The sequence below is a fragment of the Nonomuraea montanisoli genome, assembly GCF_013363975.1.
In the GTDB taxonomy this organism is placed as follows: Bacteria; Actinomycetota; Actinomycetes; order Streptosporangiales; family Streptosporangiaceae; genus Nonomuraea; species Nonomuraea montanisoli.
The window spans coordinates 319823-346113 of sequence record NZ_JABWGN010000004.1 but is presented as its reverse complement, the minus strand read 5'-3'; the positions used below and the strand labels follow the sequence as shown (position 1 = coordinate 346113).

The 26291-nt window shown below is 74.2% G+C and carries 26 protein-coding genes; 7 read left to right on the top strand and 19 right to left on the bottom strand.

Annotated elements, in window-relative coordinates:
* Positions 1 to 27: 27 nt before the first annotated feature.
* Positions 28 to 597, top strand: coding sequence for a winged helix-turn-helix transcriptional regulator (locus HTZ77_RS11375; protein WP_205302494.1), 570 nt, complete (start codon positions 28 to 30; stop codon positions 595 to 597).
* Here the strand turns inward: HTZ77_RS11375 and HTZ77_RS11370 are convergent.
* The 7 genes from HTZ77_RS11370 to HTZ77_RS11340 form a co-directional block, all read right to left on the bottom strand.
* On the bottom strand, positions 529 to 1974 hold the full coding sequence (locus tag HTZ77_RS11370; protein ID WP_175589470.1) for an MFS transporter: 1446 nt from the start codon (positions 1972 to 1974) through the stop codon (positions 529 to 531). The two genes, HTZ77_RS11375 and HTZ77_RS11370, sit on opposite strands and share 69 nt — an antisense overlap.
* Positions 1975 to 2043: 69 nt before the next feature.
* On the bottom strand, positions 2044 to 2844 hold the full coding sequence (locus tag HTZ77_RS11365) for a glycerophosphodiester phosphodiesterase (protein ID WP_175589469.1): 801 nt from the start codon (positions 2842 to 2844) through the stop codon (positions 2044 to 2046).
* A 75-nt stretch (positions 2845 to 2919) separates the two neighbouring features.
* Positions 2920 to 3471 carry a TrmH family RNA methyltransferase gene (locus HTZ77_RS11360; RefSeq protein ID WP_175589468.1) on the bottom strand — a complete coding sequence of 184 codons (552 nt, stop codon included), beginning with the start codon at positions 3469 to 3471 and terminating at the stop codon, positions 2920 to 2922.
* Positions 3468 to 4058 (bottom strand): class I SAM-dependent methyltransferase, encoded by a 591-nt coding sequence (locus tag HTZ77_RS11355; protein WP_175589467.1) that lies wholly within the window; start codon positions 4056 to 4058, stop codon positions 3468 to 3470. Before HTZ77_RS11355 ends, HTZ77_RS11360 begins: the two co-directional genes overlap by 4 nt.
* An 11-nt stretch (positions 4059 to 4069) precedes the next feature.
* On the bottom strand, positions 4070 to 5017 hold the full coding sequence (locus HTZ77_RS11350; protein WP_175589466.1) for a VWA domain-containing protein: 948 nt from the start codon (positions 5015 to 5017) through the stop codon (positions 4070 to 4072).
* Positions 5014 to 5955, bottom strand: coding sequence for a DUF58 domain-containing protein (locus tag HTZ77_RS11345; RefSeq protein ID WP_328808530.1), 942 nt, complete (start codon positions 5953 to 5955; stop codon positions 5014 to 5016). Before HTZ77_RS11345 ends, HTZ77_RS11350 begins: the two co-directional genes overlap by 4 nt.
* Positions 5952 to 6953: an AAA family ATPase gene (locus HTZ77_RS11340; protein ID WP_175589465.1), complete on the bottom strand. Its 1002-nt coding sequence runs from the start codon at positions 6951 to 6953 to the stop codon at positions 5952 to 5954. Before HTZ77_RS11340 ends, HTZ77_RS11345 begins: the two co-directional genes overlap by 4 nt.
* Before the next feature lie 56 nt (positions 6954 to 7009).
* Between HTZ77_RS11340 and HTZ77_RS11335 the strand changes: the two genes are divergently transcribed.
* Positions 7010 to 7783 (top strand): hypothetical protein, encoded by a 774-nt coding sequence (locus HTZ77_RS11335; RefSeq protein WP_175589464.1) that lies wholly within the window; start codon positions 7010 to 7012, stop codon positions 7781 to 7783.
* A gap of 16 nt (positions 7784 to 7799) precedes the next feature.
* Here HTZ77_RS11335 and HTZ77_RS11330 read toward each other — a convergent pair whose 3' ends face one another.
* Complete coding sequence (locus HTZ77_RS11330; protein ID WP_175589463.1) at positions 7800 to 8447, bottom strand: response regulator transcription factor; 648 nt, start codon at positions 8445 to 8447, stop codon at positions 7800 to 7802.
* Complete coding sequence (locus HTZ77_RS11325) at positions 8444 to 9670, bottom strand: sensor histidine kinase (protein WP_328808529.1); 1227 nt, start codon at positions 9668 to 9670, stop codon at positions 8444 to 8446. Before HTZ77_RS11325 ends, HTZ77_RS11330 begins: the two co-directional genes overlap by 4 nt.
* 136 nt (positions 9671 to 9806) lie before the next feature.
* On the opposite strand from HTZ77_RS11325, the gene HTZ77_RS11320 reads away from it, so the two are divergent.
* Together HTZ77_RS11320 and HTZ77_RS11315 are read left to right on the top strand one after the other, a co-directional pair.
* Positions 9807 to 10370: a ClpP family protease gene (locus HTZ77_RS11320; protein ID WP_175589462.1), complete on the top strand. Its 564-nt coding sequence runs from the start codon at positions 9807 to 9809 to the stop codon at positions 10368 to 10370.
* Between the two features lie 2 nt (positions 10371 to 10372).
* Complete coding sequence (locus HTZ77_RS11315; RefSeq protein ID WP_175589461.1) at positions 10373 to 10990, top strand: ATP-dependent Clp protease proteolytic subunit; 618 nt, start codon at positions 10373 to 10375, stop codon at positions 10988 to 10990.
* 88 nt (positions 10991 to 11078) lie between these two features.
* Here HTZ77_RS11315 and HTZ77_RS11310 read toward each other — a convergent pair whose 3' ends face one another.
* Positions 11079 to 11228, bottom strand: coding sequence for a hypothetical protein (locus HTZ77_RS11310; RefSeq protein WP_175589460.1), 150 nt, complete (start codon positions 11226 to 11228; stop codon positions 11079 to 11081).
* Between the two features lie 6 nt (positions 11229 to 11234).
* Positions 11235 to 13931, bottom strand: a complete 2697-nt coding sequence (locus HTZ77_RS11305) for an alpha-L-rhamnosidase (protein ID WP_205302493.1) — start codon at positions 13929 to 13931, stop codon at positions 11235 to 11237.
* A 279-nt stretch (positions 13932 to 14210) separates the two neighbouring features.
* On the opposite strand from HTZ77_RS11305, the gene HTZ77_RS11300 reads away from it, so the two are divergent.
* A complete protein-coding gene (locus tag HTZ77_RS11300; protein ID WP_175589459.1) occupies positions 14211 to 15104 on the top strand; it encodes an AraC family transcriptional regulator in 894 nt (297 codons plus the stop codon).
* Positions 15105 to 15155: 51 nt separating this feature from the next.
* On the opposite strand, the gene HTZ77_RS11295 is transcribed toward HTZ77_RS11300, so the two are convergent.
* The 5 genes from HTZ77_RS11295 to rbsD all read right to left on the bottom strand — a co-directional run bounded on the left by HTZ77_RS11295 (position 15156) and on the right by rbsD (position 20268).
* Positions 15156 to 16154: an ArsR/SmtB family transcription factor gene (locus HTZ77_RS11295; protein ID WP_175589458.1), complete on the bottom strand. Its 999-nt coding sequence runs from the start codon at positions 16152 to 16154 to the stop codon at positions 15156 to 15158.
* 228 nt (positions 16155 to 16382) lie between these two features.
* Entirely contained in the window at positions 16383 to 16853 is a 471-nt protein-coding gene (locus HTZ77_RS11290; RefSeq protein ID WP_175589457.1) for a GbsR/MarR family transcriptional regulator, read from the bottom strand.
* Positions 16854 to 17063: 210 nt separating this feature from the next.
* Positions 17064 to 19325 (bottom strand): NACHT domain-containing protein, encoded by a 2262-nt coding sequence (locus HTZ77_RS11285; RefSeq protein ID WP_175589456.1) that lies wholly within the window; start codon positions 19323 to 19325, stop codon positions 17064 to 17066.
* 114 nt (positions 19326 to 19439) lie between these two features.
* On the bottom strand, positions 19440 to 19829 hold the full coding sequence (locus HTZ77_RS11280) for a PPOX class F420-dependent oxidoreductase (RefSeq protein WP_175589455.1): 390 nt from the start codon (positions 19827 to 19829) through the stop codon (positions 19440 to 19442).
* Between the two features lie 49 nt (positions 19830 to 19878).
* Positions 19879 to 20268, bottom strand: a complete 390-nt coding sequence (gene rbsD, locus HTZ77_RS11275; RefSeq protein WP_175589454.1) for a D-ribose pyranase — start codon at positions 20266 to 20268, stop codon at positions 19879 to 19881.
* 145 nt (positions 20269 to 20413) lie between these two features.
* Here rbsD and HTZ77_RS11270 point away from each other — a divergent pair, with 145 nt between their 5' ends.
* Both HTZ77_RS11270 and HTZ77_RS11265 read left to right on the top strand, forming a co-directional pair.
* Positions 20414 to 20737, top strand: a complete 324-nt coding sequence (locus tag HTZ77_RS11270) for a DMT family transporter (protein WP_175589453.1) — start codon at positions 20414 to 20416, stop codon at positions 20735 to 20737.
* A complete protein-coding gene (locus tag HTZ77_RS11265) occupies positions 20734 to 21282 on the top strand; it encodes a TetR/AcrR family transcriptional regulator (protein ID WP_205302491.1) in 549 nt (182 codons plus the stop codon). The genes HTZ77_RS11270 and HTZ77_RS11265 overlap by 4 nt, the downstream gene beginning before the upstream one ends.
* Positions 21283 to 21290: 8 nt before the next feature.
* On the opposite strand, the gene HTZ77_RS11260 is transcribed toward HTZ77_RS11265, so the two are convergent.
* From HTZ77_RS11260 to HTZ77_RS11250, 3 genes are read right to left on the bottom strand one after another with little or no spacing between them, the layout of a single operon-like run.
* Positions 21291 to 25160, bottom strand: a complete 3870-nt coding sequence (locus HTZ77_RS11260) for a glycosylhydrolase-like jelly roll fold domain-containing protein (RefSeq protein ID WP_175589452.1) — start codon at positions 25158 to 25160, stop codon at positions 21291 to 21293.
* Positions 25157 to 25963 (bottom strand): DeoR/GlpR family DNA-binding transcription regulator, encoded by an 807-nt coding sequence (locus tag HTZ77_RS11255; RefSeq protein ID WP_175589451.1) that lies wholly within the window; start codon positions 25961 to 25963, stop codon positions 25157 to 25159. Before HTZ77_RS11255 ends, HTZ77_RS11260 begins: the two co-directional genes overlap by 4 nt.
* Positions 25960 to 26196, bottom strand: coding sequence for an ABC transporter permease family protein (locus tag HTZ77_RS11250; protein WP_175589450.1), 237 nt, complete (start codon positions 26194 to 26196; stop codon positions 25960 to 25962). The genes HTZ77_RS11255 and HTZ77_RS11250 overlap by 4 nt, the downstream gene beginning before the upstream one ends.
* Positions 26197 to 26291 lie beyond the last annotated feature (95 nt).

The window sequence follows — 26291 nt, the reverse complement described above, 5'->3', positions numbered from 1 at the left end:
ACTTTATCAACCCACTAAGCTGGTGTCGTGAACAGGTTCGGTGAGATGCACTGCTCCATCGCCCAGGCCGTCGGTGTGCTCGGCGAGCCGTGGACGCCGCTGATCCTGCGCGACCTCTTCCTCGGGTTGAGCAGGTTCGACGAACTGGCCGAGGACCTCGGCATCTCGCGCAACCTGCTGACCCGGCGGCTGGAGCATCTGGTGGCGGCGGGCGTGGTGGAGCGCCGCCCGTACCAGGACCGGCCGGTGCGCTACGCGTACGGGCTGACCCAGGCCGGCCGTGACGTCGTGCCCGCGCTGTTCACGCTGATGGCCTGGGGCGACCGCTGGGCCACGCCGCCCGGCGGCCCGCCGGCGCTGCTCGTCCACTCCTGCGGCGAGCGGTTCACCCCCGTCGTGACCTGTCCCCACTGCGGCGGCGAGGCGAACGCCGACACGGTCACCCCCGTCGCCGGGCCCGGGGCGGCCCAGGGGCCCGGCACGATGGTCCTCGCGGCCCCGCCGGCCCGCGAGGACGGCAGGCGGGAGTCAGATCCGGTGGGGCACCTCATTGCCCGCGTCGCGGATGGCCTTGGGCAGGTTGACCAGGGCCAGTAGCACGAAGCCCACCACGAAGAAGACGATCATGGAGACCATGGCCATCCGGTAGCTGTTGGTGAGCTGCAGCGCGATCGTCACCGTCAGCGCGCCGATGAACGCCGAGCCCTTGTCGCTGATCTGGAGCAGGCTGAAGTACTCCGCCTCCCGCCCCTTGGGGATCACCTGGGAGAACAGCGAGCGCGACAGCGCCTGGGTGCCGCCGAGCACGATCGCGATGGCCAGCGCCATGAGGTAGAACTGCGTCGCCTGTCCCTCCTGGACGTACAGCGCGGCGACGACGATGACCGTCCAGACCACCAGGCTGGCCAGCACGGTCCGCTTGGTGCCGTACCGGCGGGCCAGCAGGCCCAGCAGCAGCGCGCCGAAGAACGCCACGAACTGCACCATGAGGATCGCGCTGATCTGCACGGTCTTGCTCAGCTTCAGCGCCTCCGAGGCGAAGGCCGCGCTGTTGCCGATGACGGTCTGGATGCCGTCGTTGTAGATGAGGTACGCCACCAGGAACAGCAGGGTCAGCGGATAGCGCCGCAGCTCGGCCAGGGTGCGGCCGAGCTGGCGGAAGCTGCCCGCCACCGAGCGCAGCGCCGTGCCCTCGTGGGCGGGCACCGGCCGGTTGCGCAGCCGCAGCAGCGGCACGATCGTGAACGTCGCCCACCACAGCCCGGCCGACATCATGCTGATCCGCACCGACATGCCCTCGCTGAGGCCCAGGCTCTCGTGCTGGAGGTAGAGCACCAGGTTGAGGGCCAGCAGCAGGCCGCCGCCCAGGTAGCCGATCGCCCAGCCGCGCGAGGACACCGCGTCGCGCTCGTCCGGCGTGGAGATCTGCGGCAGGAACGAGTCGTACACGACGACCGACGAGCCGTAGGCCAGGTTGGCGACGACGAACAGCGTGCCGCCGAGCAGGTAGCGGTCGCCCTCCACGAAGTACAGGCCCATGGTGGCCAGCGCGCCCACGTAGGCGAACGCGCCGAGCAGCTCGCGCTTGCGGCCGGTGTGGTCGGCCAGCGCGCCCACGATCGGCAGGAAGACGATCTGCAGGAACACCGCGATCGTCAGCGTCAGCCCGAAGAACGCCGCGGGGCGCACGTCGGCGCCGAGCACGTCCACGTACCCGAGCCCGGGATGCGCGGCGGCCAGCTTGTCGAAGTCGCGCGCGCACGTCTCGGCCGCGACCGTCGGGAAGTCCCTGGCGCAGGCCGCGGTGCGCGCCACGGGGATCAGGTACGGGCCGAGGAACACCGAGATGATCGTGGTGTAGAACGCGGAGTTGGCCCAGTCGTAGACGTACCAGCCGCGCTGCTCGCGCCGGCGGGCGGCCGGGGAGTCGGCGGTGGGGTCGTCGGGAACCGCGGGGGGTGCGGGTACGGGCATGGTGTCGAGTCGCTCCTAGGACGCTGTCCAGGTTGCCGGTGAGGCCCCGGCGGCCGTGGCGGCCACCGCTCAGGCGGCCATGCGGCCGGGATGCCACTGGCCGCGGCGGTCGAGCACGTCGCGCAGGCCGGTGATGTCGTCGGTCATGATGCCGTCGACCCCGAGGTCGAGCAGCCGGTCCATGCGGGCGGGGTCGTTGACGGTCCACACGTGCACCTGCATGCCGATGGCGTGCGCCGTGCGGACCAGGCGGCTCGTGGTGACGCGCAGCCCGCGAAAGCCCATCGGCACCTGCGCGCAGGGCACGCCCGCCCGCGACAGCCGGGCCAGCAGGCGGCCGTAGCCGGAGGTCGAGGCGGCGGCGCGCAGCGCGGCCACGCCGCGCGGGCCGAGCGCCGAGCAGACCTCGCGGCCGAGCGCGGCCCGGGCCATCAGCAGCCGCTCGTCGGAGAACGACGTCAGGCAGATCCGCTCGTAGGCGTTGGTGCGCCTGATCGCGTCGGCCAGCGGCGCGATGGCGCCGGCCTCCTTCACGTCGATGTTGAAGCGGGCCTCCGGCCAGGTGCCGAGCAGGTCCTCCAGCAGCGGGATCTCGTGCTCGCCGCCGATCCTGGCCCGGGCCGCCTCGCGGTACGGCAGCTCCGACACGCGTCCCCGCCGGTCGGTGACCCGGTCGAGCGTCGGGTCGTGGAAGGCCAGCAGCACGCCGTCGGCCGTGGCCCGCGCGTCGGTCTCCAGGTACGTGTAGCCCAGCCGGACCGCCCGCTCGAAGGCCGCGGCGGAGTTCTCCGCGCCCTCGGCCGCGCCCCCGCGATGGGCGAAGGCGAGCGGGCCCGGATGGTCGAGAAAGGCGAAACGACGGCTGAGCACGTCCTGAAGTATGCCTTCCGTGGATGCCGATGTGGATGCGGACGACGGTTACGAATCAGCGAGCATCCCCCAAAATCAGGGAGACTCAGGCGCCTCAGCCAGATTCTGCCACTCCTGGCGGCGCGCCTCGGCCAGCGCGATGGCGGCCGCCACGGCGACGTTGACCGACCCGACGCGGCCGACCTGCGGGATGTAGCAGGCGCCGTCCACGGCGTCCAGCAGGGCGGGGGAGCAGCCGTGGTCCTCGCTGCCGACCACCAGGCACACGTCGCGGTCGAGGTCGGCCCGGTGCAGCGGCGCGGCCCCGGCGGTCAGCTCGATCGCCAGCACCGTGTAGCCGTCGTCGCGGGCCGCCTTGACGGCGTCGGGGGCCGGCATCGGCTCGTGCCAGGTGACCAGCCGCTCGGTGCCGAGCGCGGTCTTGCCGGCCTTGGGGTTGGTCGGCGGGGTGGCGTTGCCGGCCAGCCAGATCTGGTCGGCGCCGAACGCGGCGGCGGTCCGGAAGATCGAGCCCACGTTGAACGGGCCGGTGACCGACTCGAGGATCAGGGAGAGCCGGTTGCCCGTCTGACGCCGCCAGGCGCGGTTGAGCCGTTTGACGTCGGTGGGGCGCAGCTGCCTTCTCATGCTTCCACTTTCAGGATTCGGTAGGCGGCTCGGCTGGCCTCGCGGGAGGCCTGCCAGCCCTGCTCGCCGAGCCAGCGCTGCAGGGAGTCGGAGCCGAGGTGTTTCTGGACGACCAGGTAGGCGACGCCGCCCGGCGCGAGGCGTGACAGCCACCTGGTGAGCATCGCGTGCAGGGCGGGCTTGCCGATGCGGATCGCCGGGTTGGACCAGATGGCCTGGAAGGTCACCTCGTCCGGCATCTCGTCGGCGTGCACGGCCCGCACCCCGCCGAGGCCCGCCGCCCGGGCGTTGCGCTCCGTGAGCTCCACGCTGCGGCGGTTGACGTCGACGGCCCACACCGTCGCCTCCGGGGCGCGCGAGGCCATGGTCAGCGCGATCGGGCCGTAGCCGCATCCCAGGTCGAGCAGGTCGCCCTCCCGCGGCGGGGGCGGGACGGTCTCCAGCAGGACGCGCGTGCCGAGGTCGACCCGCTCGGGCGAGAACACGCCCCGGTCGGTCTCCAGCCGCAGGTGCAGGTCGGGCAGCACCAGATCGACGGTGCCCGGTCTGCTGGCGGCTCCCGGCTGTTCGGAGAAGTAGTGGGCCACGTGCCTGAACGTTACGGGATCCGCGCACCGAACAGGACGGCGGCGCCCGCCACCAGCACCCCCGCGACGATCGCCGCCACGATGAACCACTGCGTGATCTCCTGGTTCACCAGCTTGAACCCGAGCGAGGTGCCGATCTGCTCGTAGACGTCGCGCAGCTCGCTGCCCGACTCGGCCGTGTAGGCCCGGCCGCTGGTGCCCTCGGACAGCGACTGCAGGGTCTGCTTGTTCACGGGCACGTTGACCGGCCGGCCGTCGATGGAGACCGTGCCCTCCTGCGTGCCGTACGCGATCGTGGAGACGGGGACGCGGGCCTGCTTGGCCGCGTCGATGGCCTCGGTGACCGAGCGGCCGGAGGTGTTGTCGCCGTCGGACAGCAGCACGATGGCGGCCGGCGGCGGGTCGGTGACCGCCTCCTGGTCGAACGAGCGGACCGAGTCGAGCGCGTTGAAGACCGCCTCGCCGATGGCCGTGCCCGGCCGGGTCGACAGGTTGCCGATGGCGGTCATCACGGCCTGGTGGTCGGTGGTGGGGGAGATGACGACGTTCGCGGACCGGGCGAAGGACACCACGCCCACGTTGAAGCGGTCGGGCAGCTCCTTGACGAACGCCTGGGCCGCGGTCTTGGCCGCGCTGATCCGGTTGGGCCGCACGTCGCCGGCGTCCATCGACAGCGACACGTCCAGCGCGATCATGATGGTGGCGCGGTCGCGCGGCACGCGCACCTGGTCGGCGGGCTTGGCCGCGCCGAGCACCAGCAGCGCCATCATCAGCAGGAACAGGCCCGGCGCGACGTGCCGGCGCCAGCCCGGCCCGGCGGGCGCGACGAGGTCGAGCAGCGCCAGGTTGGTGAAGCGGACCGTGTAGCGGCGCCGGGCGAACTGCGCGGCCACGTAACCGGCGGCCAGCAGCACGAGCAGCGCGAACAGCCACAGCCACGCGGGAGACAGGAAGGTCATGAGGATCTCCGGTGCGCGAGGTGGCTCATGCGGCGCTGGCGCAGCACGAACTGCGCCACGTCGAACACCCAGTCGCGGTCGGTGCGCAGCACGAGGTGGGCGACGCCGGCGCGGCGCAGCGCCGCCCGGGTGCCCTCACGTTGCGCCGCGGCCGCCTCGGCATAGGCTTGCCGGATCTTGGGTGAAAGATGCACCTCGCGTACGTTCCCGGTCTCGGGGTCGGCGAACGCGACCCGGCCCACGTCGGGCAGCTCCAGCTCGCGCGGGTCGATCACCTCGACCGCGAGTACCTGGTGGCGGGCCGCCAGGCGGCGGATGGGCCGCTCCCAGGGCCGCTCGGCCGCCGGGTCCAGCTCCGGGTGGGCGTCGAGGAAGTCGGACACCACCACCCGCATGCCGCGCCGCCTTCGGGTGGCGGCCAGCACCTCGATCGCCTCGGCCAGGTCGGGCGCGTCGGGCACGGGCCGGCCGCGCGGGGCGTCCATCAGCGAGTGCAGCAGCCCGTACAGGGCGGGCCGGCCGGTGCGGGCGGGCATGCGGTGGACGTACTCGTCGTGCAGCACGAGCGCGCCGAACCGGTCGCCCATGCGGCTGGACAGGAACCCGAGCGCGCCGATCGCCGACACCACCAGGTCGCGTTTGTCGGTGTCGGCCGTGCCGAAGTCCATGCTCGGCGACAGGTCGGCCAGCGCCCACGTCTCCAGCTCGCGGTCGGCGATCAGGTCGCGCACGTGCGGCACCGTCGTGCGCGCGGTCACCGCCCAGTCCATGCGCCGCACGTCGTCCTCGCCGGGCACGTAGACCCGGCTGTCGCCGGCCTCGCTGCCCGTGCCGGGCAGCAGCCCCAGATGGGCGCCGTGCAGCAGGCCGTCGAGCCTGCGGGTCACCACCAGCTCCAGGCGCCGCAGCGCCTGCTCGGCAGTACTGCTGGGACTCACCGGTTCTGGTTCCAGACGACGAGGGGCGGGGGTACGGCGTGCAGGATCTGCCTGACCACCTGCTCGGGGTCCACCCCGTCGGCCAGCGCGTCGAACGTCAGCATCAGCCGGTGCGCCATCACGTCCACGGCCACGTCGCGCACGTCGTCGGGCAGCAGGTAGTCGCGGCCCCGCAGCAGCGCCAGGGCCCGCCCGGCCGACACCAGCCCCAGGGTGGCGCGCGGGCTCACCCCGATCTCGATGGTCTCGGTCAGGTCGGCCAGGCCGTACTCGGCCGGCGAGCGGGTCGCCATGACCAGCCGTACCACGTAGTCGGCGACGAGCTGGTGCACCGAGACCGCCTCGGCCGCGCCCTGCAGGGCGAGCAGCCGCTCCGGCTCCAGCACCCGCGCCGGCGTGGGCGGGGTGACGCTCATGCGGTGCAGGATCTCCAGTTCCTCGTGCGCGCTCGGGTGCGGCACCCGCACCCGGAACAGGAACCGGTCGCGCTGCACCTCCGGCAGCGGGTAGACGCCCTCGGACTCGATCGGGTTCTGGGTGGCCAGCACGATGAACGGCCGGGGCAGCGGATGGGTGACGCCGGCCAGCGTCACCTGCCGCTCGGCCATCACCTCCAGCAGCGCCGACTGCACCTTGGCCGGCGCCCGGTTGATCTCGTCGGCCAGCAGGAAGTTGACGAACACCGGGCCCAGCTCGACGTCGAACTTCTCGTTGGACGGGTGGAACACGCGGGTGCCGACGATGTCGCTCGGCACCAGGTCGGGGGTGAACTGGATGCGGGCGAACGTGCCGCCCACCACGGTGGCCAGGGTGGAGGCGGCCAGGGTCTTGGCGACGCCGGGAACTCCTTCCAGCAGGCAGTGCCCGCGCGCGAGCAGGGCCACGACCAGCCTCTCGACCATGTGGTCCTGGCCGACGATGACCCGCCGGACCTCGTCGAGGGCCTGACGCAGCACGCCCGCGTCCGTCCCGCCTGGCAACTCTTCGGCGACGCTCATGACGCCCATTCCACCAAACGTGCCGCCAACGTGCATCACGCCACGTCTGTGCTTTCATGGCAAACGTGGCAAGTCCGCTGCAGTATGGCGATCCCCCGCGGCTGGGGCCGTTCGTCGTGCAGGCGCGCCTGCACCAGGCCCCGGCCGGTTTCGTGTACCTGGGGCAGGGCGCCGACGGCCGCGCGGTGTCCCTGGCCGTGCTGACCCACGGGGCCGCCCTGGACGCGGCGGCGCGCGAGCGCTTCGTGACCACGATGCGCGAGGCGTCGGCGCGGGGCGGCGGCATGCGCGGCTGGCTCGTCAAGGTGTCCCGGCCGCGGGCCGCCGTGCCGGAGGGCGCGCCTGAGGTGCTGGCCATGGAGACCGGGCGGGCGCCGTGGGTGGCCGTGCCGTACGTGCCGGGCCGGCCGGGGGCCGAGTGGTTCCTGGGGCCGGTGATGGTCGGGGGCACCCTCATCGGGCCGGCGCACGGTCCCGACTTCGTGCCGTACTGGCTGACCGACCGCGATCCCGCGCTGCCCGGGCCCCCGCCGCGGCCGGCCCCGCTCACCGAGACCCGCAGGCGGGTGCTCATGGCCGCCCTGGCGCTGGCCGTGCTGGTGGCGCTGCTGACGACGATCGCCCTGCTGCTGCTGTTCGGCAGGTCGGACGGCGAGCCGCTGCCCCGGCCGCTGCCGCCCACCAACTTCGAGCCGACGCCGCCGCCCAGCCCGATGACGCCCGAGCCGCAGCAGCCCTCGCCCTCGCCGACGCCGTCGCCGAGCGAGAGCGGCCAGGGCTCGCCGGGCCGCTCACCGGGCGAGGACCAGGGCCAGGACCAGCAGCTCTGAGAACCGGCTTGAGGCCTCAGCGGGGGTCGGACGGGGACACGAAGCCGGACTCGTACGCGGCGATGACGGCCTGGGTGCGGTCGCGGGCGCCGAGCTTGGCCAGCACGTTGCCGACGTGGGTCTTGACCGTCTCCTGGCCCACGACGAGCTCGGCCGCGATCTCGCCGTTGGACAGCCCCCGGGCCATCAGCCGCAGCACGTCGCCCTCCCGGCCGGTCAGCCGGCCGATGCCCGGCACGTCCGAGCCGGGCCGGCGGGCGGCCAGCGCCCGGATCGCCGCCGGGAACAGCAGCGTGTCACCGGCCGCGACGAGCTTCACCGCGCGCAGCAGCTCGTCAGGCCGGGTCCGCTTGAGCAGGAACCCGTCGGCCCCGGCGCGCAGCGCGTCGTAGACGTAGTCGTCGTTCTCGAACGTCGTGACGACGAGCACCTTCGGCGGGTCGTCCAGCGCCACCAGCCGCCGGGTCGCCTGGATGCCGTCCACGGCCGGCATCCGCACGTCCATGAGCACCACGTCGGGGCGCTCGCGGCGCACCACGGGCAGAACCTCGGCGCCGTCGGCCGCCTCGCCGACCACCTCCACACCCGGCTCGGAGGACAGGATGACGCGCAGGCCCGTGCGCACCAGGTCCTCGTCGTCGGCGATCACGACCCTCACCGTCATGGCGCCGACCGTAGCGGGAGCCGCGCGCTCACCCGCCACCACCCCTCCCCTTCGGCCGGTCCGGCGTCCAGGTCGCCGTTCAGGAGCCGGACGCGCTCGCGCATGCCCTCCAGCCCCCGGCCGCCCCGGGGCCCGTTCCCGCTCCGGGGTGCGGGGGCGAGGGCGGCGGTGCGGTTGGTCACCTCCAGCCGCAGGGAGCCGTCCCGCACGGCCACCGCCAGCCGTACCGGGGAGCGGCCGTGCCTGATGGCGTTGGTGAGCGCCTCCTGCACGATCCGGTACGCCTCCCGGGAGACCGGCGCGGGAACGGCGGACACGTCGCCCACCTCGTGCTCGACCGGCGCCCCCGACGCGGCGACGAGCGCGTCGAGATCGTCCAGCGTCGCCCAGCCGCCGGGTGCCCCGGGCCCGCCGGGCGGGTCACCGGCGCGCAGGACCCCGAGCGCGTGGTCGAGGTCCTCCAGCGCCGCGCGCGCCGACCGCTCGATCGCGTCCAGCGCCGTCCGCGCCGTCTCCAGGTCGCGGTCGAGCACGCGTCCGGCGGCGGCGGCCTGGAGGGTCACCACGCTCAGCGCGTGACCCACCGAGTCGTGCAGCTCGCGGGCCAGCCGGTTGCGCTCGGCCAGCACCCGCGCCCGCTCCTCGGCCGCCGCCAGCCGTTCGCCGGGGGTCGGGCCGAGCAGCACGGGCGCCAGCCGGGTCAGCAGCGCCCCCGCCCCCGCCGCCATGAGGACCAGCGCCGCCAGCGCGGCGATCCCGGCCAGGGTCCACGCCAGCGCCGGCCAGCCCGGCCGCACCTCGACGCCCATCACCGGCAGAGGGGCCCCGAGGAACGGCAGCGCCAGCGTGTACACCGTGAACGGCACGATCGCCAGCGTGAAGCCGCTGACCACGCCCCCGACGGCCAGGTGCAGCGTGAACCACGCGGCCGTGCGCCGCCGCTCCTGCCACGAGCGGCGCGCCTCGCGGGGCGGCGTCTCCACCCGCGCGCCCAGCAGCCCCTGCGCGGCGCTCACCTCCAGCCCCCGCACCGGCAGGAACAGGCCGGTGACCGCGACCACCGGGAGCACGGCCGCGTACAGCCCCACCTGCAGCGGCAGCAGGAACTGGCCCCGGCCGCCGGCGGTCAGCCCGGCGACCAGGGCCCCGGCCATCATGTACGGCATCAGCAGCGCCCCGCCCAGGATGAGGCAGGCCCAGTGGCGGGGGAGGTTCTTTCTCACATCCGTGAGTATATGTCGATGATTATTCGCTCTCGGAGGAATGCGCCCTGAGAGAAATGCGCCGCCAGCGAAAAGCCCGATGAATGGCGCGGGTCCGGGTCTAGCGTTTCCCCATAGTCCGAGAGAAAGGCGACCCATGACGGAGACCTCGCGCACACAGTGGCCTGACCAGCTCAGCCAGCGTCTTCTGAAAGAGCGCATCCTCGTTCTCGGCCAGGAGGTCGACGACGACATTTGCAATCGGCTCTGTGGGGAGATGCTTTTGCTGGCGGCCGAGGACCCGGGGCGCGACATAACCCTTTACATCAATTCGCCGGGCGGTTCCGTGACCGCCGGGATGGCCTTGTACGACATGATGCAGTTCGTGCCGTGCGACGTGGCGACGGTGGCCATGGGCTTCGCCGCCTCCATGGGCCAGCTCCTGCTGTGCGCCGGCGCCAAGGGCAAGCGCTTCGCCCTGCCCAACGCCCGCGTCGTCATGCACCAGCCGCTGGGCGGCATCGGCGGCACGGCGGCCGACATCCAGATCCAGGCGGAGAACATGCTGCACACCAAGCGCCGCCTGGCCGAGCTGATCGCCCACCACACCGGCCAGCCGCTGGAGCGCATCCAGGCCGACTCCGACCGCGACCGCTGGTTCACCGCCCAGGAGGCCCTGGAGTACGGATTCGTCGACCACATCTCCGGGGGGATGAACTGATCATGAGCGGACGCTACGTGCTGCCGTCCTTCACCGAGCGCACCTCCTACGGCGTGCAGGAGACCAACCCCTACGCCAAGCTCTTCGAGGACCGCATCATCTTCCTCGGCACCCCGATCGACGACACCAGCGCCAACGACGTCATGGCGCAGTTGCTGACCCTGGAGTCGCTCGACCCCGACCGCGACATCAGCCTCTACATCAACTCGCCGGGCGGGTCGTTCACCGCGATGGCGGCCATCTACGACACGATGCAGTACGTCCGGCCGGAGATCCAGACGGTCTGCATCGGCGAGGCCGCGTCGGCGGCGGCGGTGCTGCTGGCGGCGGGCACGCCCGGCAAGCGGGCCGCGCTGCCCCACGCCCGGGTGCTGCTCCACCAGCCCGCGACCGAGGGCGCGCGCGGCCAGTCCAGCGACCTGGAGATCCACGCGCGCGAGATCCTGCGCATGCGCGACCAGCAGGAGGAGGTCCTGTCCCGGCACACCGGCCGTCCGGTGCTGGAGATCCGGCGTGACCTGGAGCGCGACCGCATCTTCACGGCCGAGCAGGCGCGCACGTACGGGCTGGTGGACGACGTCTTCGCCTCCCGCAAGCGCACCCTCTCGGCCGCCCGCTGAGCCCCGCGCGGGAAACCGGTACGGCCCGGGTGGAGAGCTGGGGGGCGCTCTCCACCCGGGCCGGGCTTTCCGGACCGGACCCGTCCGGCTAGGGGAGGGCGGTGCGGGGGAAGGCGAAGATGGCGCGCCCGCAGCTCCGCGGGGCGGGCGTCTCGGTCGCGCACTGGTTCCTGGTCCACTCCGTGAGCGACCAGACCATGCCGGTGGCGTAGTCGTACGACAGCGACTCGGGGTGCATCGGGGGTCAGAGGGGCGCGGTGAAGGCGTAGTCGCCGGAGGCCAGCTCCACGGCCAGCACACCGCGCCACTCACCGGCCACCCGCACCCCCTCGGCCGCCTCGACCGGCAGGCCGCCCTCGCGCACGGCCGCCGCGTCGGAGGTGGGGACGTGCAGGACGGCCGTCGCGCCCGGCGGCACGGAGACCTCGACGGCGACGACCCCGTCCTCCAGGCGCCAGCCGCACGCGACGCGGCCGTACGGCGTCTCCTGGTGCGCCCGCGCCCAGCTCAGCCGCCCGCCGACGGTCGGTCGCAGCAGCAGCCGCCGGTAGGCGACCGAGCCGGAGTCCTGGTCGATGCCGGCGACCCGCCCGTACAGCCAGTCGCCCACGGAGCCGAGCGCGTAGTGGTTGAAGGAGTTCATGTTCGCCGACTGGAAGCCGCCCTCCTCGGTCCAGCCGTCCCAGCGCTCCCAGATGGTGGTGGCGCCGTGCCGGATCGAGTAGCACCACGACGGGAAGTCCTCCTGGTGCAGCAGCGCGTACGCCAGGTCGGCGTGGCCGTGCTCGGTCAGCACCGGGCACAGCAGCGACACGCCGAGGAAGCCGGTCGTCAGGTGCTGGCCGCGGGCCTCCACGTCGGCGGCCAGGTGACCGGCGGCGGCCGGCACGAGGTGGCCGGGCAGCAGGTCGAAGGCCAGCGCGAGCAGGTAGGCGGTCTGGGTGCCGCCGGCCACCCGCCCGTCCGGCTCGACGAACGCCTCGACGAACGCCTCCCGGATCGAGCGGTGCAGCTCGGCGTGGGCGGCGGCGTCGTCCTTGCGGCCGAGCACGGCGGCCGCCTGCGCGGTGAGCTGGGCGGAGCGGGCGAAGTAGGCCGTGGCCAGCACCTCCCTGGGCGTCTCCACGCCGATCTGCAGCCAGTCGCCGTAGTGCTTGCCCACGCGGTGGCGCCAGATCAGGTCCGGGTTGTGCCTGCGGACGTGCTCCACCCAGGCCGCCATCGCGTCGTAGGAGCGTTCGAGCACCCGCACGTCCCCGTACAGCCGGTAGAGCTGCCACGGGATGATGACGCCGGCATCGCCCCAGGCGGGGGCGCCCTCGTCGGTGACGCAGATCTTCGGGGCCACGTCCGGGAACGCGCCGTCGGCGTCCTGGGCGCCGACCACGTCCCGCATCCAGCGGGCGAAGAACGCGGCGACGTCGGCGTTGCGCGCGGCCGTCGGCAGGAACACCTGGGCGTCGGCCAGCCAGCCGAGCCGTTCGTCGCGCTGCGGGCAGTCGGTCGGCACCGCGACGAAGTTGCCCCGCTGCCCCCACACGATGTTCGCCTGGAGCTGCGTCACCATCGGGTCCGAGCAGTGGAACTCGCCCGCGGCCGGCGTGTCGCTCATGAGCACGACCCCGGTCACGTCCTCGGCGCGCAGCGGGCCGGGCACGCCGCTGATCTCCACGTACCGGAACCCGTGGACGGTGAAGCGCGGCTCGAACACCTCGACCGGCTCCCCGGCCGCCACGTAGTGGTCGGTGGCCTCGGCGGTGCGCAGATTGTCCAGGTACAGCTCGCCGTCGTCGAGCATCTCGGCGTGCCGCAGCCTGACCGAGGCGCCGCGGCGCAGCCCGCGCAGGGTCAGGCGGACCCGGCCCACCATGTTCTGGCCGAGGTCGGCGATGTGCCGGTCGTCGCCGCGCGGCGCGACCGACACGGCGGGCAGCTCCGCCACCACGCGCACCGGCCGGTCGGTGGCCGCGGTCAGCGCCGACAGGTCGCGGTCGAGGACGGCGGCCGGGGCCCAGCCGCGGTCGTCGAACCCGGGCGCGTCCCAGCCCGTCGCCGCCAGGCGCGCGTCGTGGCGCTCGCCCATGAGCAGGTCGCTGTAGACGACGGGGCCCTGCCCGGTGCGCCAGGCGCCGTCGGTGGCGACGACGCGGCGCGAGCCGTCGGCGTGGTCCACGACGAGCTGGGCGAGGAACTGCGGGGCCGTGCCGTAGTGCAGCGCCTGGCGGCGGGCGTCGAAGCCGACGTAGCCGCTCCACCAGCCGTCGGCGAGGGTCGCGCCGATCACGTTCTCGCCCTCGCGCAGCAGCTCCGTCACGTCGTGCACCTGGTACGGGAGGCGTTCGTGGTAGTCGGTCCAGCCGGGGGCGAGCTCGTGGTCGCCGACCCGCCGGCCGTTGACCGACAGCTCGTACAGGCCGCGCGCGGTGACGTACACCCGGGCCCGCGCGACCGCCCCCTCGACCCGGAACGCGCGGCGCAGCAGCGGACAGGGCGCCAGCGGGCGGGTGCGCTCGGTGCGGTCGTCGTCGCGCGGCGGGTCGGCGACCGCGACGAGAGCGGGGTCGGGGCCGATCCAGGCGGCGCTCCAGTCGTCGGCGTGCAGCAGCCCGGTCTCGAACCAGGACGTGGCCTCGCCCGCCGGCGCGCCCGTCGCGTCCCACAGCGAGACCCGCCAGTGGTAGCGGGCGCCGGACTGCAGCGGGGGGCCGTCGTAGCGGACGTACGGGGTCTCGGGCGGTTCGACCAGGTCGGTGTCCCACAGCAGCCGCGCGGGGTCGTCGAGGTCCTCGGGCCGCGCCGCCACCCGCAGCCGGTACGCCGCCGGGGCCTCGCCCCGCGCGCCGGAGGCCATCCGCCACGACAGGCGCGGGCGGGGCTCGCCGAGCCCGAGGGGTTCCTCCAGGAGCTCGCAGGTCAGGCCGTACGGGGTCAGGCTGGGCACGATCGTCCTTCCTCTGCCTGGTGATGCGGGAGTGTGCGGGTCCTGGGCACCGGGCCTCGCCGGTCCGCCCCGGGTCCTCGCCGGATCTTCGTGCGCCGGAGCGCGGGGCGGGACGAGGAGGTCGCGGACGGAGGTCCGTCGTACCGAGGCCGCGGATATGACCGGCTCGTGTCCGGGGTGTCAATGAGCATCATCCGAGGTGGGGAGGCTTCGCAGATAGCACGAAAGACATCTGACTTGGAGGAAATTGACCTGATCTGCGGGGCTAGGGTGGCCGATGTGACGGGTTCGCCGCTGAAGATGACCCGCGGGCTGCTCCACTTCGACGACGGCTCGCCCGCCTACGCGCGCCGCTACCGGCACGAGGGCGACGAGCCCGTCCACACGCACAGCTTCGTCGAGATCGCCGTCGTCGTGGGCGGCGCCGCCGTCCACCACTCCCTGTCCGGGCGGCACGAGCTGGGCGTCGGCGACGTCGTGCTGCTGCGGCCGGGCGTGTGGCACGGGTACGAGCGGTGCGCCGGGCTCGACCTGTACAACTGCTGCGTCGGCACCGACCTGCTGCGCAACGAGCTGTCCTGGACCCGCGAGGACGCCCTGCTCGGCTACCTGCTCTGGACCGGCCCGCACTCCCTGCAGCGCCGGGGCGTGCTCACCGCCCACCTGGACGAGCCCGACCTCGGCCGGTCCGTCGGCTACCTGGAGCAGCTCGACCGGCTGCGGGAAGGCAGCATCCGGCGTCACCGGGCCGACGTGATCGGCTGGCTGTCGCTCTTCCTCGGCCTGCTGTCCCGCACGGTCGGTTCCGTCCGGGACGAGGTCGGCGAGGAGGCCGCGCTGACCCACCCGACGGTCATGCGGGTCGTGCGGATGGTGGAGGCCGACCTGGCCCGGGAGTGGACCCTGGGGGAGCTGGCCGGGACGGTCGGGCTCAGCCCCGCGTACCTGGTGCGGCTGTTCAAGTCGGCCACGGGGCTGCCGCCGATGGCCTACCTCGCGCGCCTGCGGGTGGAGACCGCGGCCGACCTGCTGTTGCGCACCGAGGAGCCGGTGACCTCGATCGCCCAGGCGGTGGGGTGGGCCGACCAGAGCCACTTCGCGCGGCGCTTCAAGGGCTACTACGGGCTGAGCGCCACGACCTACCGCACCCGCTTCCGCACGCGCGTCCCGTGACCTCGCCCGGCCTCCCGATCGGACCGACCGGGCGGTTCTCCGGTCGAGCGGTCAGGCGATCAGGCCGGGGCGGCGGCCGTCGAGCAGGGCCACGCCGAGGTCGGTGATGGTGTGGACGACCGCCTGGCCGAGACGATGGCTGGTCACCAGGCCGGCCTCGCGCAGGGTGGTGGCCTGGCGGCTGGCGGTCGAGCCGGGGATGTCGAGCTGGCGCGCGAGCTCGCCGGTGGTGCAGTCGCCGTGGGCGATGGTCTCCAGCACGTGCGCCCGGGTCGGGCCCAGCAGGCCGGTGAGCGTCGGGCGCCGGGAGTGCGCGTCGCCGTGCGCCCAGGCGGGGTCGTGCTCGATCGGGTAGACCAGCACCGGGGGCAGCTCGGGGTCGCGCAGGGTGATCGGCGTCCGCCGGCAGAAGAAGGACGGCTGCAGCACGAGCCCCCGGCCGTTGAGATGGATGTCGTGGTCGGCCGGATAGGACAGCTCCAGCGTCGGGTAGCTCCACCGCGCCGACGGGTGGAGCGTGGAGAACACCGCCCCCCAGCCGCCCTCGACGAGCACGCGGCCGCGCCGGGTGCGCTCCTGGGCCACCTGCGCGCGGATGCGCGACCAGTACGGCGACAGGCACGCCTCGAAGTAGGTCTCGGCCGCGTCGGCGACGGCGTCCAGCGCCCGCGGGCCGCCCGCGGCGAGGCCGCCCAGCCATCCGGGCAGCCGCCTGCCGGGATGCCGCCAGGCCAGCTCGACCAGGTCCGTGCGCAGCCGCTCGCGCGGGGTCCGGCGCAGGGCCTCGGCTCCGGCCGCGATCGAGCCCGGCTCGGTGCGCGGGGTGAGGAAGTCGACGGCGTAGCCCTGCGTGGGCACGAGGGTCGTCAGCATCCTGGTCGCCGCGGGCGCCTGCGCCAGCGCCTCCCTCTTCCACTGGGTGAAGACGATCGCCCCCTCGCGGCGGCGTAACCGGTAGAGGCTGAGCATCACCTCCCACATGGCGTCGCAGCCGGGGGCGATGCGCGTCCGCGCGAGGTCGTCACCCGTGAAATGGATTCTCAGCACCATGGAGTCCCCCGTTCGACGTGCCGCGGCACCCGGCCTTCGCGCCCCTGTCCGGCTTCGTGCGCCCCGACGGGACCATCTCCTACGACGCCGACGATCGCCCTCGGGTTCGCCGCGACGGGCGCGGGCATCGGGGGAAGGGTGAGCGGCGCCGGCCGCGCGTCAGACGGGGGACGGCGGGGGGCGCGCACGAGGAGCCGCGCCGTCGTGCGGTTCTCGGCGCGGCCCGGTCTACGCCTGACCGGGCCGAGCCTGACCCCCGGCCTGGTCGAGGAGGCCGGCCAGGCCGGCGATGGCGGCCCTGGCCGAGCGGATGCGCGCCGTCCGCGCCTCGTCGTCCCAGCCCAGCTCCAGCCCCTCCCGGGCCAGGTCGTCGAAGGCGGCGAACGCGGCCAGCTTCTGGCGGATCACCTTGGCCCAGGCGTCGTCCTCGATCTGGTAGTAGACGGTGCGCTCGCCCGGCTTGCGGAAGCGGCGCACCAGCCGGATGGACGTGAGGAGCTGCATGTTCGTGGTGAGGGAGGCGCGGCTCGCGCCGATGGCGTCGGCGATCTCACCGGCGGTCTGCTCGGGCGGGTCACAGGCCATGAGCCAGCCGAGGACGCGCCCCGTGATCGGGGCCAGTCCCCACTCCTCGGAGACGAACGTCGCCACCCGCTCCACCCAGGCGAGCACCTGCTTGTTCCGCTCGTCGTCCGCCACGGCCACCCATCCTCGATGCCAGTGATTTCAGGCACAGCCAAAATATCGCACTTGCGAGCCGGAGACCTGGGGCGCGGGCCTCACCCTGGAGCAGGAGCTGCTGCTCACCCGCGTCCCCGAGGCGGCTGCGTTCCCGCAGCCGCTGCGCGCCCTGACGCGGCTCATGGCCCGCGGCACCGCCCTGTCCCGCCAGGGCGGCCGCGTCCTGCGTTACTCCTTCGGACGCCGGCCACCGGGCGGCGCGACCTCCTGAGCGTCGTCCGCCGTCCGCACCACCTCCAGGGCGGCCGCCGGCTCGTCGGCCGAGCCGGGGACCGCCGGCCCCGCCTCCGCGGAAGGCGGTCCGTCGGCGGCGAGGTGGTCGTGCAGGGCGGCGTGGCGGAACTGGTAGACCGGCCCGACGGCGCGCAGCAGCCCCAGCCGGTGGGCGTCGTCGAGGAAGTCCATGATCCGCCAGGGGAGCCGGCGCGCCAGGGCCTCCTGAGCCACGGCGACGGCGCAGATCAGCCACGCGCGGTGGGTGCCCATGGTCAGCCCGCTGCCCACCCCCAGCACGAGCCCGGCGAACAGGCCCGTCAGGAGCCCGTCGGACCAGCCGGACGTGAAGCCGACCAGGAACCCGAACACGAGGCCGGCCGAGACGCCGCTCGCGAGCACGCGCAGCAGCACGAGGCCCCGGTCGGCCCGCCAACTGGAGCGGGGCGTGCTCGTGGAGGTGAGCGTGGGCTGTTCCCCCCAGGCGATCAGCCCGAACGCCAGGGTGAGCGCGAACCCGGCCAGGAGGCTGATGACGGCTGAGCCGAGGAGCAGGTCGGTGAAGTCGTCGAGGCCGCTCGTGACGACGGACGCGAAGACGCCCCCGATCATGATCCAGAGCCCGGTCATGAGCCCGTCCCAGAACCTGCCCCTGATCGAGCGGAGCAGCAACCGTGTCCGCCCGCGCAGGCGCAGGTCTGCGTAGCCGGGGGTCTCGGCGGCGAGGGATCCGGCGGCGCCGCGCGCCAGCAGGAGCATGACCGGGCCGAGCACGAGCCCGACCACGAGCCCGGCCGCGGGAGTGGACTGGACCCCGACCACGACGCCGTTCGCGAGCCCGGCCGTGAGCCCGAGGGTGCTGACCGTCGCCTGAAGGCGGGGAACGGTGCCGGCGATGCGCCACCACGCGAGGTCGCGGCCGGTGGCGGGCGGGAAGGCGCGGGCCAGATAGGTGAGGTAGCGGCGGGTGGCGCCCGGATCGAGCCGCCGGCGTGGGCGGAAGGGGTCCCCGGGGCCGGCGCCGGGCGGCCGGGCGGCGATGAGGGCCGGAATGAGCCGGTCGAGCAGGTGGGCGCGCAGCGCCGCGGTGTCGCCGCCGAGAGGCCCGGTGAGCGAGGAGGGGTCGGCGCCCGGAGCGATGGCGACGGTGCGGATCAGCCACAGGCCGAGCGGGGTGGCGGCGAGCTGCGTGAGGCCGGGCAGGGCGCGGGCGCGCAGGGCGGTCAGGATCTCCCGCCAGACGGGAGGAGGGGAGGCGGGCAGACAGGCGGTCAGGTAGTCCGCGGCGGCGTCGGGCGTGAGTGCCCGGGGGGAGATGACCGCGGCGGCGGTCAGCGGCCGGCCGGCCTGGCGGACGGCGGTGGCGAACTCGGCTGTCCGGCTGGTGAGGACGAGCTGGTCCCGGGCGCCGAGCGAGGCGTTGAGAGCGTCGATGAGCCGGGCCGCGGCGTGCTCGGGGATCTCGTCCAGGCCGTCCAGGACCGGCAGGACGTGCCCGCCCTCGGCCAGCGCGGCGGCGGAGCCGGGACCGAGCTGCGGCGCGGCCAGCGCGGGGTGGTCGCGTAACAGGCGGACGGCCAGCCAGTCCTGCAGGCGCGGGTGCACGTCGACGTCCCAGCCGGAGACCGGCAGCAGCACCGGAACCGGCACGATCTCCCCGGCGGCGCCGGCAAGGTCGGACCTGCGGGTGGCGAGCAGCTGCAGCAGCAGTTGCACCGCCAGGGTCGTCTTGCCCGTCCCCGGGCCTCCGGTGATGACCAGCCGCCGGCGGGTCAGCCCGCGGAACGCCAGCGCCAGCGCCGCCACGTCGTCGCTGCGGCCGGTGAAGCCGGGATCCCGCCCGGCGGTGATCAGGCCGGGATGGCTCATGAGCGACGCGTCGGCGGTGAGCCGCCAGCGCACGGGGATCGGCGTGGGGTCGTCCAGGAGCCGGTGCCGGGCCTCGGTGCGCCACTGCCGTTCCACCAGCCCGGCCAGCACCTCGGCGGCGGCCTCCACGTCGGCGTCGATCCTGGCGGCGGTGCCGTTCGCGCGCCGGACCCAGGCCACCACCGCGGCGATGACGGTCGCCCCGGTCAGCGCCACGGCCACGACGTCGGCCAGGTTGGGTTTCTCGTCGGGTGTGTACGCGCGCCATACCTTGAGCACCAGCACGGTCACGGTGACGGTGGCCAGTGCCGCCACCAGGATCCGCCAGCCCGGCCCGCGTCCGCTCACGCCGCCATCGTCGCCGCCGGCGGGGGCATCCGCCAGCGAATGCCGGAAAGTCGGTGCCCAGCGGGCGCGAAGGGGACGCCGTGTGGCGGGCGAGCTCGCGCCCGCCGACCGGTGTCACACCTTGCGGCTCGTCCGGGGCCCGTCGAGCCCCCAGGAGATGATCCTGTTCGGGGAGATCGTGATGATCTCCCGCGAGAAGTACGGCACCGGCGGCTCGGCGTCGGTCAGGGCCACCGCCGAACCCCGGATCTCGATGCCGCGCACCACCCACGGGTCCACCGAGGCCAGGTCGTCCACGACGAGGGACACGGTGCTGCCCTGCTGGACGTTCTTGAACTTCTTGGACACCCCCAGCGCGTGCCCGCCGATGGTGATCGTGCCCGACGCGGCGTCCACGAAGAAGTTCACGGGGTTGTTCTGCACGTCACCGGCGGGGGAGACGGTGGCGAGGCGGCCGATGCGCTGCCCGGCCAGATAGTCGAGTTCTGCCTGCGTGAGGATCATGCGGGCAAGTATGCAAGCTTGACACCGGCGTCAATCAAACCCCGGACGCTCAGAAGGGGACGCCGCAGTGCAGGATCACGTTGGCGTAGGGACGGGCCTCGCCCGTGCGGACCACCAGCTCGGCGGCCCGGCCCAGCTCCTTGAGGCGCTCGTGGGGCACGTACGCCGGGCCGGGGAGCCGGGCGCGCAGCAGGGCGTCGCACGCAGGGTTGGCCTCGCGCACCTCCTCGGCTGCCGTGGCGCCCTCCACGACGATCTCGGAGAGCAGGCCGGCCAGCACCGTCTCGAACGCCGGGATCCCCGGCAGGAAGGCCAGGTCCACGATCTCGGCGCCGCGCCGCAGCGGCATGCCGCTGTCGCAGACCAGCACCCGGTCGGTGTGCCCGAGCCGCGCGACGGCCCCCGCGAGGGCGGCGTTGAGGATGCCGCCGCGCTTCACGGAGCGCTCCGCAGTGTCCGCATGAGCACGACCGTACGCGGCCGGCCCGGACGAGACGCGGAGCGACACCCTTCGACATTCCCTGACGTACGCGGAGTAGTACGCTTGTACATGTACGAATGTACTACTTCTGGAGTCCTCCGCCATGATGTACGTGTTCCTGGCCCTGGCCATCGTCGCCGAGGTCGTGGCGACGAGCCTGCTCAAGACCACCGAGGGGTTCACCCGGCTCTGGCCGACGCTGGGCTGCCTGGCCGGGTACGGAGCCGCCTTCCTGCTGCTCACGCAGGCCCTGGAACGGGGCATGCAGGTGGGCGTCGCGTACGCCGTGTGGTCGGGTCTCGGCACCACGCTCATCGTGATCATCGGGATGCTCTTCCTGGGCGAGCCGCTCACCGCGGCGAAGGTCGCCGGCGTGGTGCTGGTGGTGGCCGGCGTCGTCACGCTCAATCTGGCGGGTGCGCATTGACCGGCCGCCGCAACCCCGGCGAGCGCCGCCGCCGCATGATCGAGGCCGCCTGCGAGCTGATCCCCGAGGTCGGGGTGAACGGCCTGACGCACCGGCTCGTCGCCGCCCGCGCCGGCGTCCCGCTGGGGGCGACGACGTACTACTTCGCCTCCCTGGACGACCTGGTCGCCGCCGCCCTCGCGCGCGCCGCCGAGGTCACCGAGGAGGGGCTGGGCCTGTGGAGCGAGGAGCTGGAGCGCTGCGCGGACGTGCCCGCCACCCTCGCCGCGCTCACCGCCGACTACCTGCGCGAGCGCGACCGGATGGTGACCTGGAACGAGCTCTACGCCGCGGCGGCCCACCGGCCCGAGCTGCGGCCCCTGGCCCGCCTGTGGCTCGACGGCCTGACCAGGAGCCTGAGCGGGTACGCGGGCGCGCGCGCGGCCCGGGCCGCCGCGGTGTTCGTCGACGGCGCCCTGCTGTACTCCCTCATCAACGACGAGCCCCTCGACACGGAGTCGCTGGAACGGTCGCTGGCCGCGCTCCTGGGCATGGACGCCGCCTGAGCCGCGCGCTACTCCTCCGGCAGGACGAGGCGGACCGGGCCGAACAGCCCCGTCACCCGCTGGCCGGGGAAGACGAAGTGCGTGGGGCTCACCGCGTCCAGGTGCGGGGCGAGCGTGCCGTACACCTCGACCTCCACCGTGTTCTCTCCGGACCGCAGCGCCGCGCCCACGTCGAACCGGTACGGCGAGCAGACCCTCACCCCGCACGGGCGGCCGTTGACCCGCACCTCGGCCGTGCCGCGCACCCGCCCCAGGTCGAGCACCCCCGAGCCGGGCGATGTGGCGGGCACCGTGACGGTGCGGCGGTAGCGGACGCCTCCGCTGTACTCCGGCAGGCCGGTCCGCTCCCAGTCGCCCAGCTCGATCGGCCCCGGCCCGGCGTCGAACTCGACCGGCCCGGTCAGGATCGCCCCGCCGGCATGCCCGGCCTCGGTCTCCACCCGCAGCGTCGCCACGCGCGGCCCCGCCCGCCCGTCGAGCGGCACGTCCAGGAGGTCCGTGCCCTCCACGACTGCGTCCTCCACCACGGGGTCGCCGTCCAGCTGGAGAACGGCCTTGCCGCGCAGCGGCACCCGGACGGCGGTGGCGCCCGGCGGCACCCGGAAGCGCAGCCACTCCACCCGCCCCGCGGCCCCCTCCTCGCCCAGCACGGCGCGCAGCACCACGGGATCCCCGCCGGCGCCCGACAGCCAGGAGGTGTCCGGCAGAGGATGCGGGCGGCGCGGGAGGTGGAGGGCCGCCGGGTCGAGGTACTGGGACCGGCGCACGCGGGCCGGTGTCCGCACGCCGTCCTGGACCGCCTCCCAGCCGGGTCCCGACGTCGCGCAGCCGTCCACCAGGACCGGCTCGGAGCCGTCATCCACCCGCACCGTGACCACGTTCGTCCCCGGCCGCAGCTCCCCGGCCGCGTCGTAGCGGCGCACGCGGGGCTTGCGCTTGTCCGCGTACGGGTCGAAGCCGCCCTGGCGGCCCAGCTCGACGCCGTTCACGAGGACCCGGCAGGCCGCGGTCGAGGCCACCTGGAGCGTGGTCCCGCGCGGGACGAACGTCGCGGTCAGCTCGGCGGGCCCCTCGGGACCGGCGACCCACTCGGGCCGCAGGTACGCCTCCGGGTCCGTCACGACCGCGACGTGGGCGCGCAGCGGCGCGTCCCCCTCGTCCGCCTCGTCCGCCTCGTCCGCCTCGTCCGGGGCGAGCCGCAGGTCCAGCACGTACGTGCCGGGGGAGAGGGGTTCGCGGGCCACGGCGAGGTAACCGCGGTCGCCGAGGGGGACCGCGACGCCGTCGATCCAGGCGGCCTTGGCCGCCGCCGCCCCCACCGCGAGGTACGCCGGGCTCCCCGCGTCGCCGGACGCCGGGACGGTCAGCCCGCACCGGAACCACGCGGCGTGGCCCGCGGGCACCCGGCCGAAGTCCAGGAACTCCTCCGGGACGTGCCCCTTGGGGCCGAGGGTGACCCGGTGGATCGGGTCCTTGCGGATCCCGCGCGACACCGAGAACACCGCGGCCCGCCGCTCGCCCGCGTGCGCGGCCGGCCTGTCCGTGACCGGCCGGTCGGTCGCGGGGGCGGGGGCGGTCACGTCGTCCGGCGTGAGGTGCCAGACCCCGTGCGGGCCGAACGTGGCGTGCGCGGGCCGCCAGGCGTCCTCCCCGTCGAGGCGGTGCTCCACCTCCCACCGGCGCAGCACGGGCCCGTCATGCCCGAGGTCGCCCCAGGTGTCGTCCAGGGTGGGCACCGGCTCCATCTCCCAGCCCGGCCCGAGGTCCACCTCGCGCGACCCGGCCGGTACGGCGGGCGGGGGCGGCGGCGCCTCGTGCCCCGTGAACACCAGCAGCGCCGCCGGGCCCGCGTCGAACGGCACCACCACCTCCACGCCGTCCCCGTCCACCGCGCACGGCAGCACGCGCGCCCCGCCGGTGAACGGGTCCACCAGCAGCGGCGTCCCCGCGACGCCCCGCACCCGGACCGGCATGTCGGCCGCGTACCGGGACGGGTCGAAGTCGATCGTGGCCGAGTCCCAGCCCTGGTCGGCGCCCCGGGCGTCGGGGTGCTCCACCGCCACGCGGCTGGCCATGGGGAAGGCGGCCTGCAGGTAGACCAGCGTCGCGCCGTCCACCTCGCGCACCAGCGGCGGCACGGGGGCCTCCACCCGGCGCAGCGGCGACAGCAGCGGCCCCAGCGCCTCCACCGACGGCGCGAACCGGACGAGGTCGCGCAACGGCCCGCCGGGGACCGTCTCCACGGCCACCACCAGGCCGCCCCGCTCCGCGAACGCGACCAGCGCCCGCTCGGTGTCCGGCTCCAGCACCGCGCAGGCGGGCAGGACGACAGCCGCGTACGACTCCCCGGCCACCTCCAGCCGCGCCAGGTCCTTCACCCCGGCCCCGGCCCCGGCCCCGGCCCCGGCCCCGGTTCTGGCGGTGGCGGTGGCGGGCCGGACGGTGGCGCGCTGGAGCGAGTCGTCGTCGATGACGTCCGCGTCCAGCCCCAGCTCGTCCAGCACCCCGGGCACCATCCGGAACCACGCCATGTCGCCGACGAGCCGCCGGTACACCTCCTGCGCCCGACCGGCCTCCGCGCCGGCGCCGTCGAGGCCCGTGAACGCCTGGGCGGTGGCGGTGGGCAGCAGCACCGCCACCTCGCACGAGTGCCGCCCCAGCGACAGGGCCGCGCACAGCCGCGTGACGGCGTCGGCGAAGACGCGGTGGTGCCGCCAGTACGGCTGCCGCCAGTCGGTGGCCGGGGGCGCCCACTCCCACCAGCCGCCCTTGGTCGTGTAGTACACGGCGTGCGGGTTGTAGAGCGTGGCGCCGGCGCGCAGCCAGGGCAGCAGCCAGTCGAAGGTCTCCTCCAGCGTGCCGCCCCAGCCGCTGGAGTGGAACGCCTCGATCCAGGTGCGGGGACGGCCGTACAGGTGGGCGAGCGAGGAGTGGATCCGCGCGTCCCCGTGGTGGTCGGAGCCCGGCGCGCCGAACCAGCGGTGCGTGCGGGCGTAGTCGGCGTAGAGCTGCACGCCCTCCACGGGGTGGCCGGCGCGGGCCGGGTCCTGCTGGTCGCAGCCGCTCACCAGGCCGTGCCGCTCGTGCCAGGCGGCCAGCGGCCGGAAGAACGCCTCCTCGGCCAGTTCGGCCCGCGTCCGGTGGTAGTCGCGCCGCACCCGCCCGGCGTCCGGCCCGTCCCCTCCGTCCCGCCGCGCGCCCGCGCCCGGGGTCTCCTCGCCCTCGCGCCACAGCGCGGGCAGGTGCGGCGCGAGGTCGTAGCCGCGCCGCCGGGCGAACTCCTCCGCGAAGCCGTCCGACCAGGTCGGGATCGACGGCAGCTCGTCCTGGAACGAGCCCGCGATCACGCCGCCCAGCCGGGACCCGAGCCGGCGCTCGAACTCGCCGTGGACGCGGTCGATGAGCGCCGCGCACGCCTCCTTCGACAGGTAGTCGAAGCCGCGGGTCGTGACGGAGCCGTCCGGCGCCAGCCAGCGCCCCGCGAAGCGCGGCTCCTCGTCCACCAGCCGCGCCTGGAGGTCCGCGCCGGAGAAGCCGAGCTGGTCGTAGAACCACAGGGAGATCCCCAGCTCCTCGGCGTCGTCGCACACCTGCTCCAGCAGCGTCCACCACGCCTCGGAGAAGAACGGCGGGTCGTCGGCGTCGGAGCCGAACATCGGCCCGGACGGCGCCAGGTTGAGGATGACGAGGTTCCACACGCCGCCCTCGGCGAACCGTTCGAGCTGCCATCGCAGCCGGTCGCGGCGCAGCGGCTCCCCGCTCCACCACCAGATCGCCGCGGGCGAGTAGGCCCGCGGCGGCTCGGCCAGCACCCGGGCGAGCGCGGGCGGAAAGGACGGCCACGAAGAGAGGGAGCCGGGAAGGGACGGCGGGGTCATGACGCCTCCGGAGGGAGCAGGGCGGCAACGTCGAGGGACCGGGTGAGCTGGTCGAGGTCCTGCAGGGCCTCGGGCGCTGCCCCGGCGTCCACGATGACGCGGTCGAACGCCTGGAGCCGCGCCACACGGTACAGCGCGGTCCGGGTCAGCTTGGTGTGGTCGACCAGCAGCACGCTGCGCGTGGCCGAGCCCAGCATGGCGCGCTTGATCGGCACGATGTGCTGCTCCTGGTGGTAGGCGTGACCGCCGGTCACCGCCGAGGGCGACACGAAGCACAGGTCGGCCTGCAGGGCGGCGATGGCGTCGGTGCAGGTGACGCCGAGGAAGGAGTTGTGCAGCACGTCGTAGTCGCCGCCCAGCGCGATGAGCCGGATCCCGGGCATGCCCGCGACCAGCTCGATCGTGGTGAGGAAGTTGGTGACGACGGTCAGCGGCGCCAGCGCCTCCAGCCGCCGCGCGAGGGCCAGGCTGGTGGTGGAGTCGTCGAGCATGACCGCCATGCCCGGCTCCACCAGCTCGGCCGCCCGCGCGGCGATCGCCTCCTTCTCCGCGCGCATCGACCGCTCGCGGAAGGAGACGTTGCTCTCGAAGACGCCGGACGGCTGCGCGGTCACGCCGCCGCGCAGCTTGCGGACGAGGCCCTGCCGTTCCAGCTCGTTCAGATCCCGGTGGATCGTCATCAGGCTGACCTGGAACAGCTCGGCCAGCTGGCCCGCCGTGATGTCGCCGCGGGCGAGGATCTGCTCGGCGATGGCCTCCTGCCGCCTCGCCGGGCCCAGCCGCGTGCCGCCGCCTTCGCTCATCCCTTGAGCCCGCCCGCGAAGCCCTTGATGATGTGCCGCCGGAACCCCTGGAACGCCGTGGCGCCGTCCACGTGGGCCGCCTCCTCGGAGGCCCGCGGCAGCTCGTGCCCGGTGTAGAAGACGATCAGCGAGGTGTACGTCCTGGGCAGCCCGGCGTCCCGCATGAGCTGGTACAGCGGGATCATGCCGAGCTGCAGCGGGATGACGAGCCCGAGCACGAACAGCAGGAACACGCCGTAGCCGAGGCCGCGCTTCCACCGGGCCAGGGCGAACGAGTGGTCATGGTGTATCTCCAGGGGGTGTCCCGCGTCGTCGACGCGGGCATTAA

Excerpts from the sequence above, each read along its gene's own strand:
- HTZ77_RS11255 (WP_175589451.1), bottom strand. The coding sequence starts at position 25,963 with ATGAGCGAAGGCGGCGGCACGCGGCTGGGCCCGGCGAGGCGGCAGGAG.
- HTZ77_RS11360 (WP_175589468.1), bottom strand. The coding sequence starts at position 3,471 with ATGAGAAGGCAGCTGCGCCCCACCGACGTCAAACGGCTCAACCGCGCC.
- HTZ77_RS11320 (WP_175589462.1), top strand. The coding sequence starts at position 9,807 with ATGACGGAGACCTCGCGCACACAGTGGCCTGACCAGCTCAGCCAGCGT.
- HTZ77_RS11315 (WP_175589461.1), top strand. The coding sequence starts at position 10,373 with ATGAGCGGACGCTACGTGCTGCCGTCCTTCACCGAGCGCACCTCCTAC.
- HTZ77_RS11295 (WP_175589458.1), bottom strand. The coding sequence starts at position 16,154 with ATGGTGCTGAGAATCCATTTCACGGGTGACGACCTCGCGCGGACGCGC.
- HTZ77_RS11340 (WP_175589465.1), bottom strand. The coding sequence starts at position 6,953 with ATGAGCGTCGCCGAAGAGTTGCCAGGCGGGACGGACGCGGGCGTGCTG.
- HTZ77_RS11330 (WP_175589463.1), bottom strand. The coding sequence starts at position 8,447 with ATGACGGTGAGGGTCGTGATCGCCGACGACGAGGACCTGGTGCGCACG.
- HTZ77_RS11370 (WP_175589470.1), bottom strand. The coding sequence starts at position 1,974 with ATGCCCGTACCCGCACCCCCCGCGGTTCCCGACGACCCCACCGCCGAC.
- HTZ77_RS11310 (WP_175589460.1), bottom strand. The coding sequence starts at position 11,228 with ATGCACCCCGAGTCGCTGTCGTACGACTACGCCACCGGCATGGTCTGG.
- HTZ77_RS11350 (WP_175589466.1), bottom strand. The coding sequence starts at position 5,017 with ATGACCTTCCTGTCTCCCGCGTGGCTGTGGCTGTTCGCGCTGCTCGTG.
- HTZ77_RS11280 (WP_175589455.1), bottom strand. The coding sequence starts at position 19,829 with ATGATCCTCACGCAGGCAGAACTCGACTATCTGGCCGGGCAGCGCATC.
- HTZ77_RS11335 (WP_175589464.1), top strand. The coding sequence starts at position 7,010 with ATGGCAAACGTGGCAAGTCCGCTGCAGTATGGCGATCCCCCGCGGCTG.
- HTZ77_RS11270 (WP_175589453.1), top strand. The coding sequence starts at position 20,414 with ATGATGTACGTGTTCCTGGCCCTGGCCATCGTCGCCGAGGTCGTGGCG.
- HTZ77_RS11260 (WP_175589452.1), bottom strand. The coding sequence starts at position 25,160 with ATGACCCCGCCGTCCCTTCCCGGCTCCCTCTCTTCGTGGCCGTCCTTT.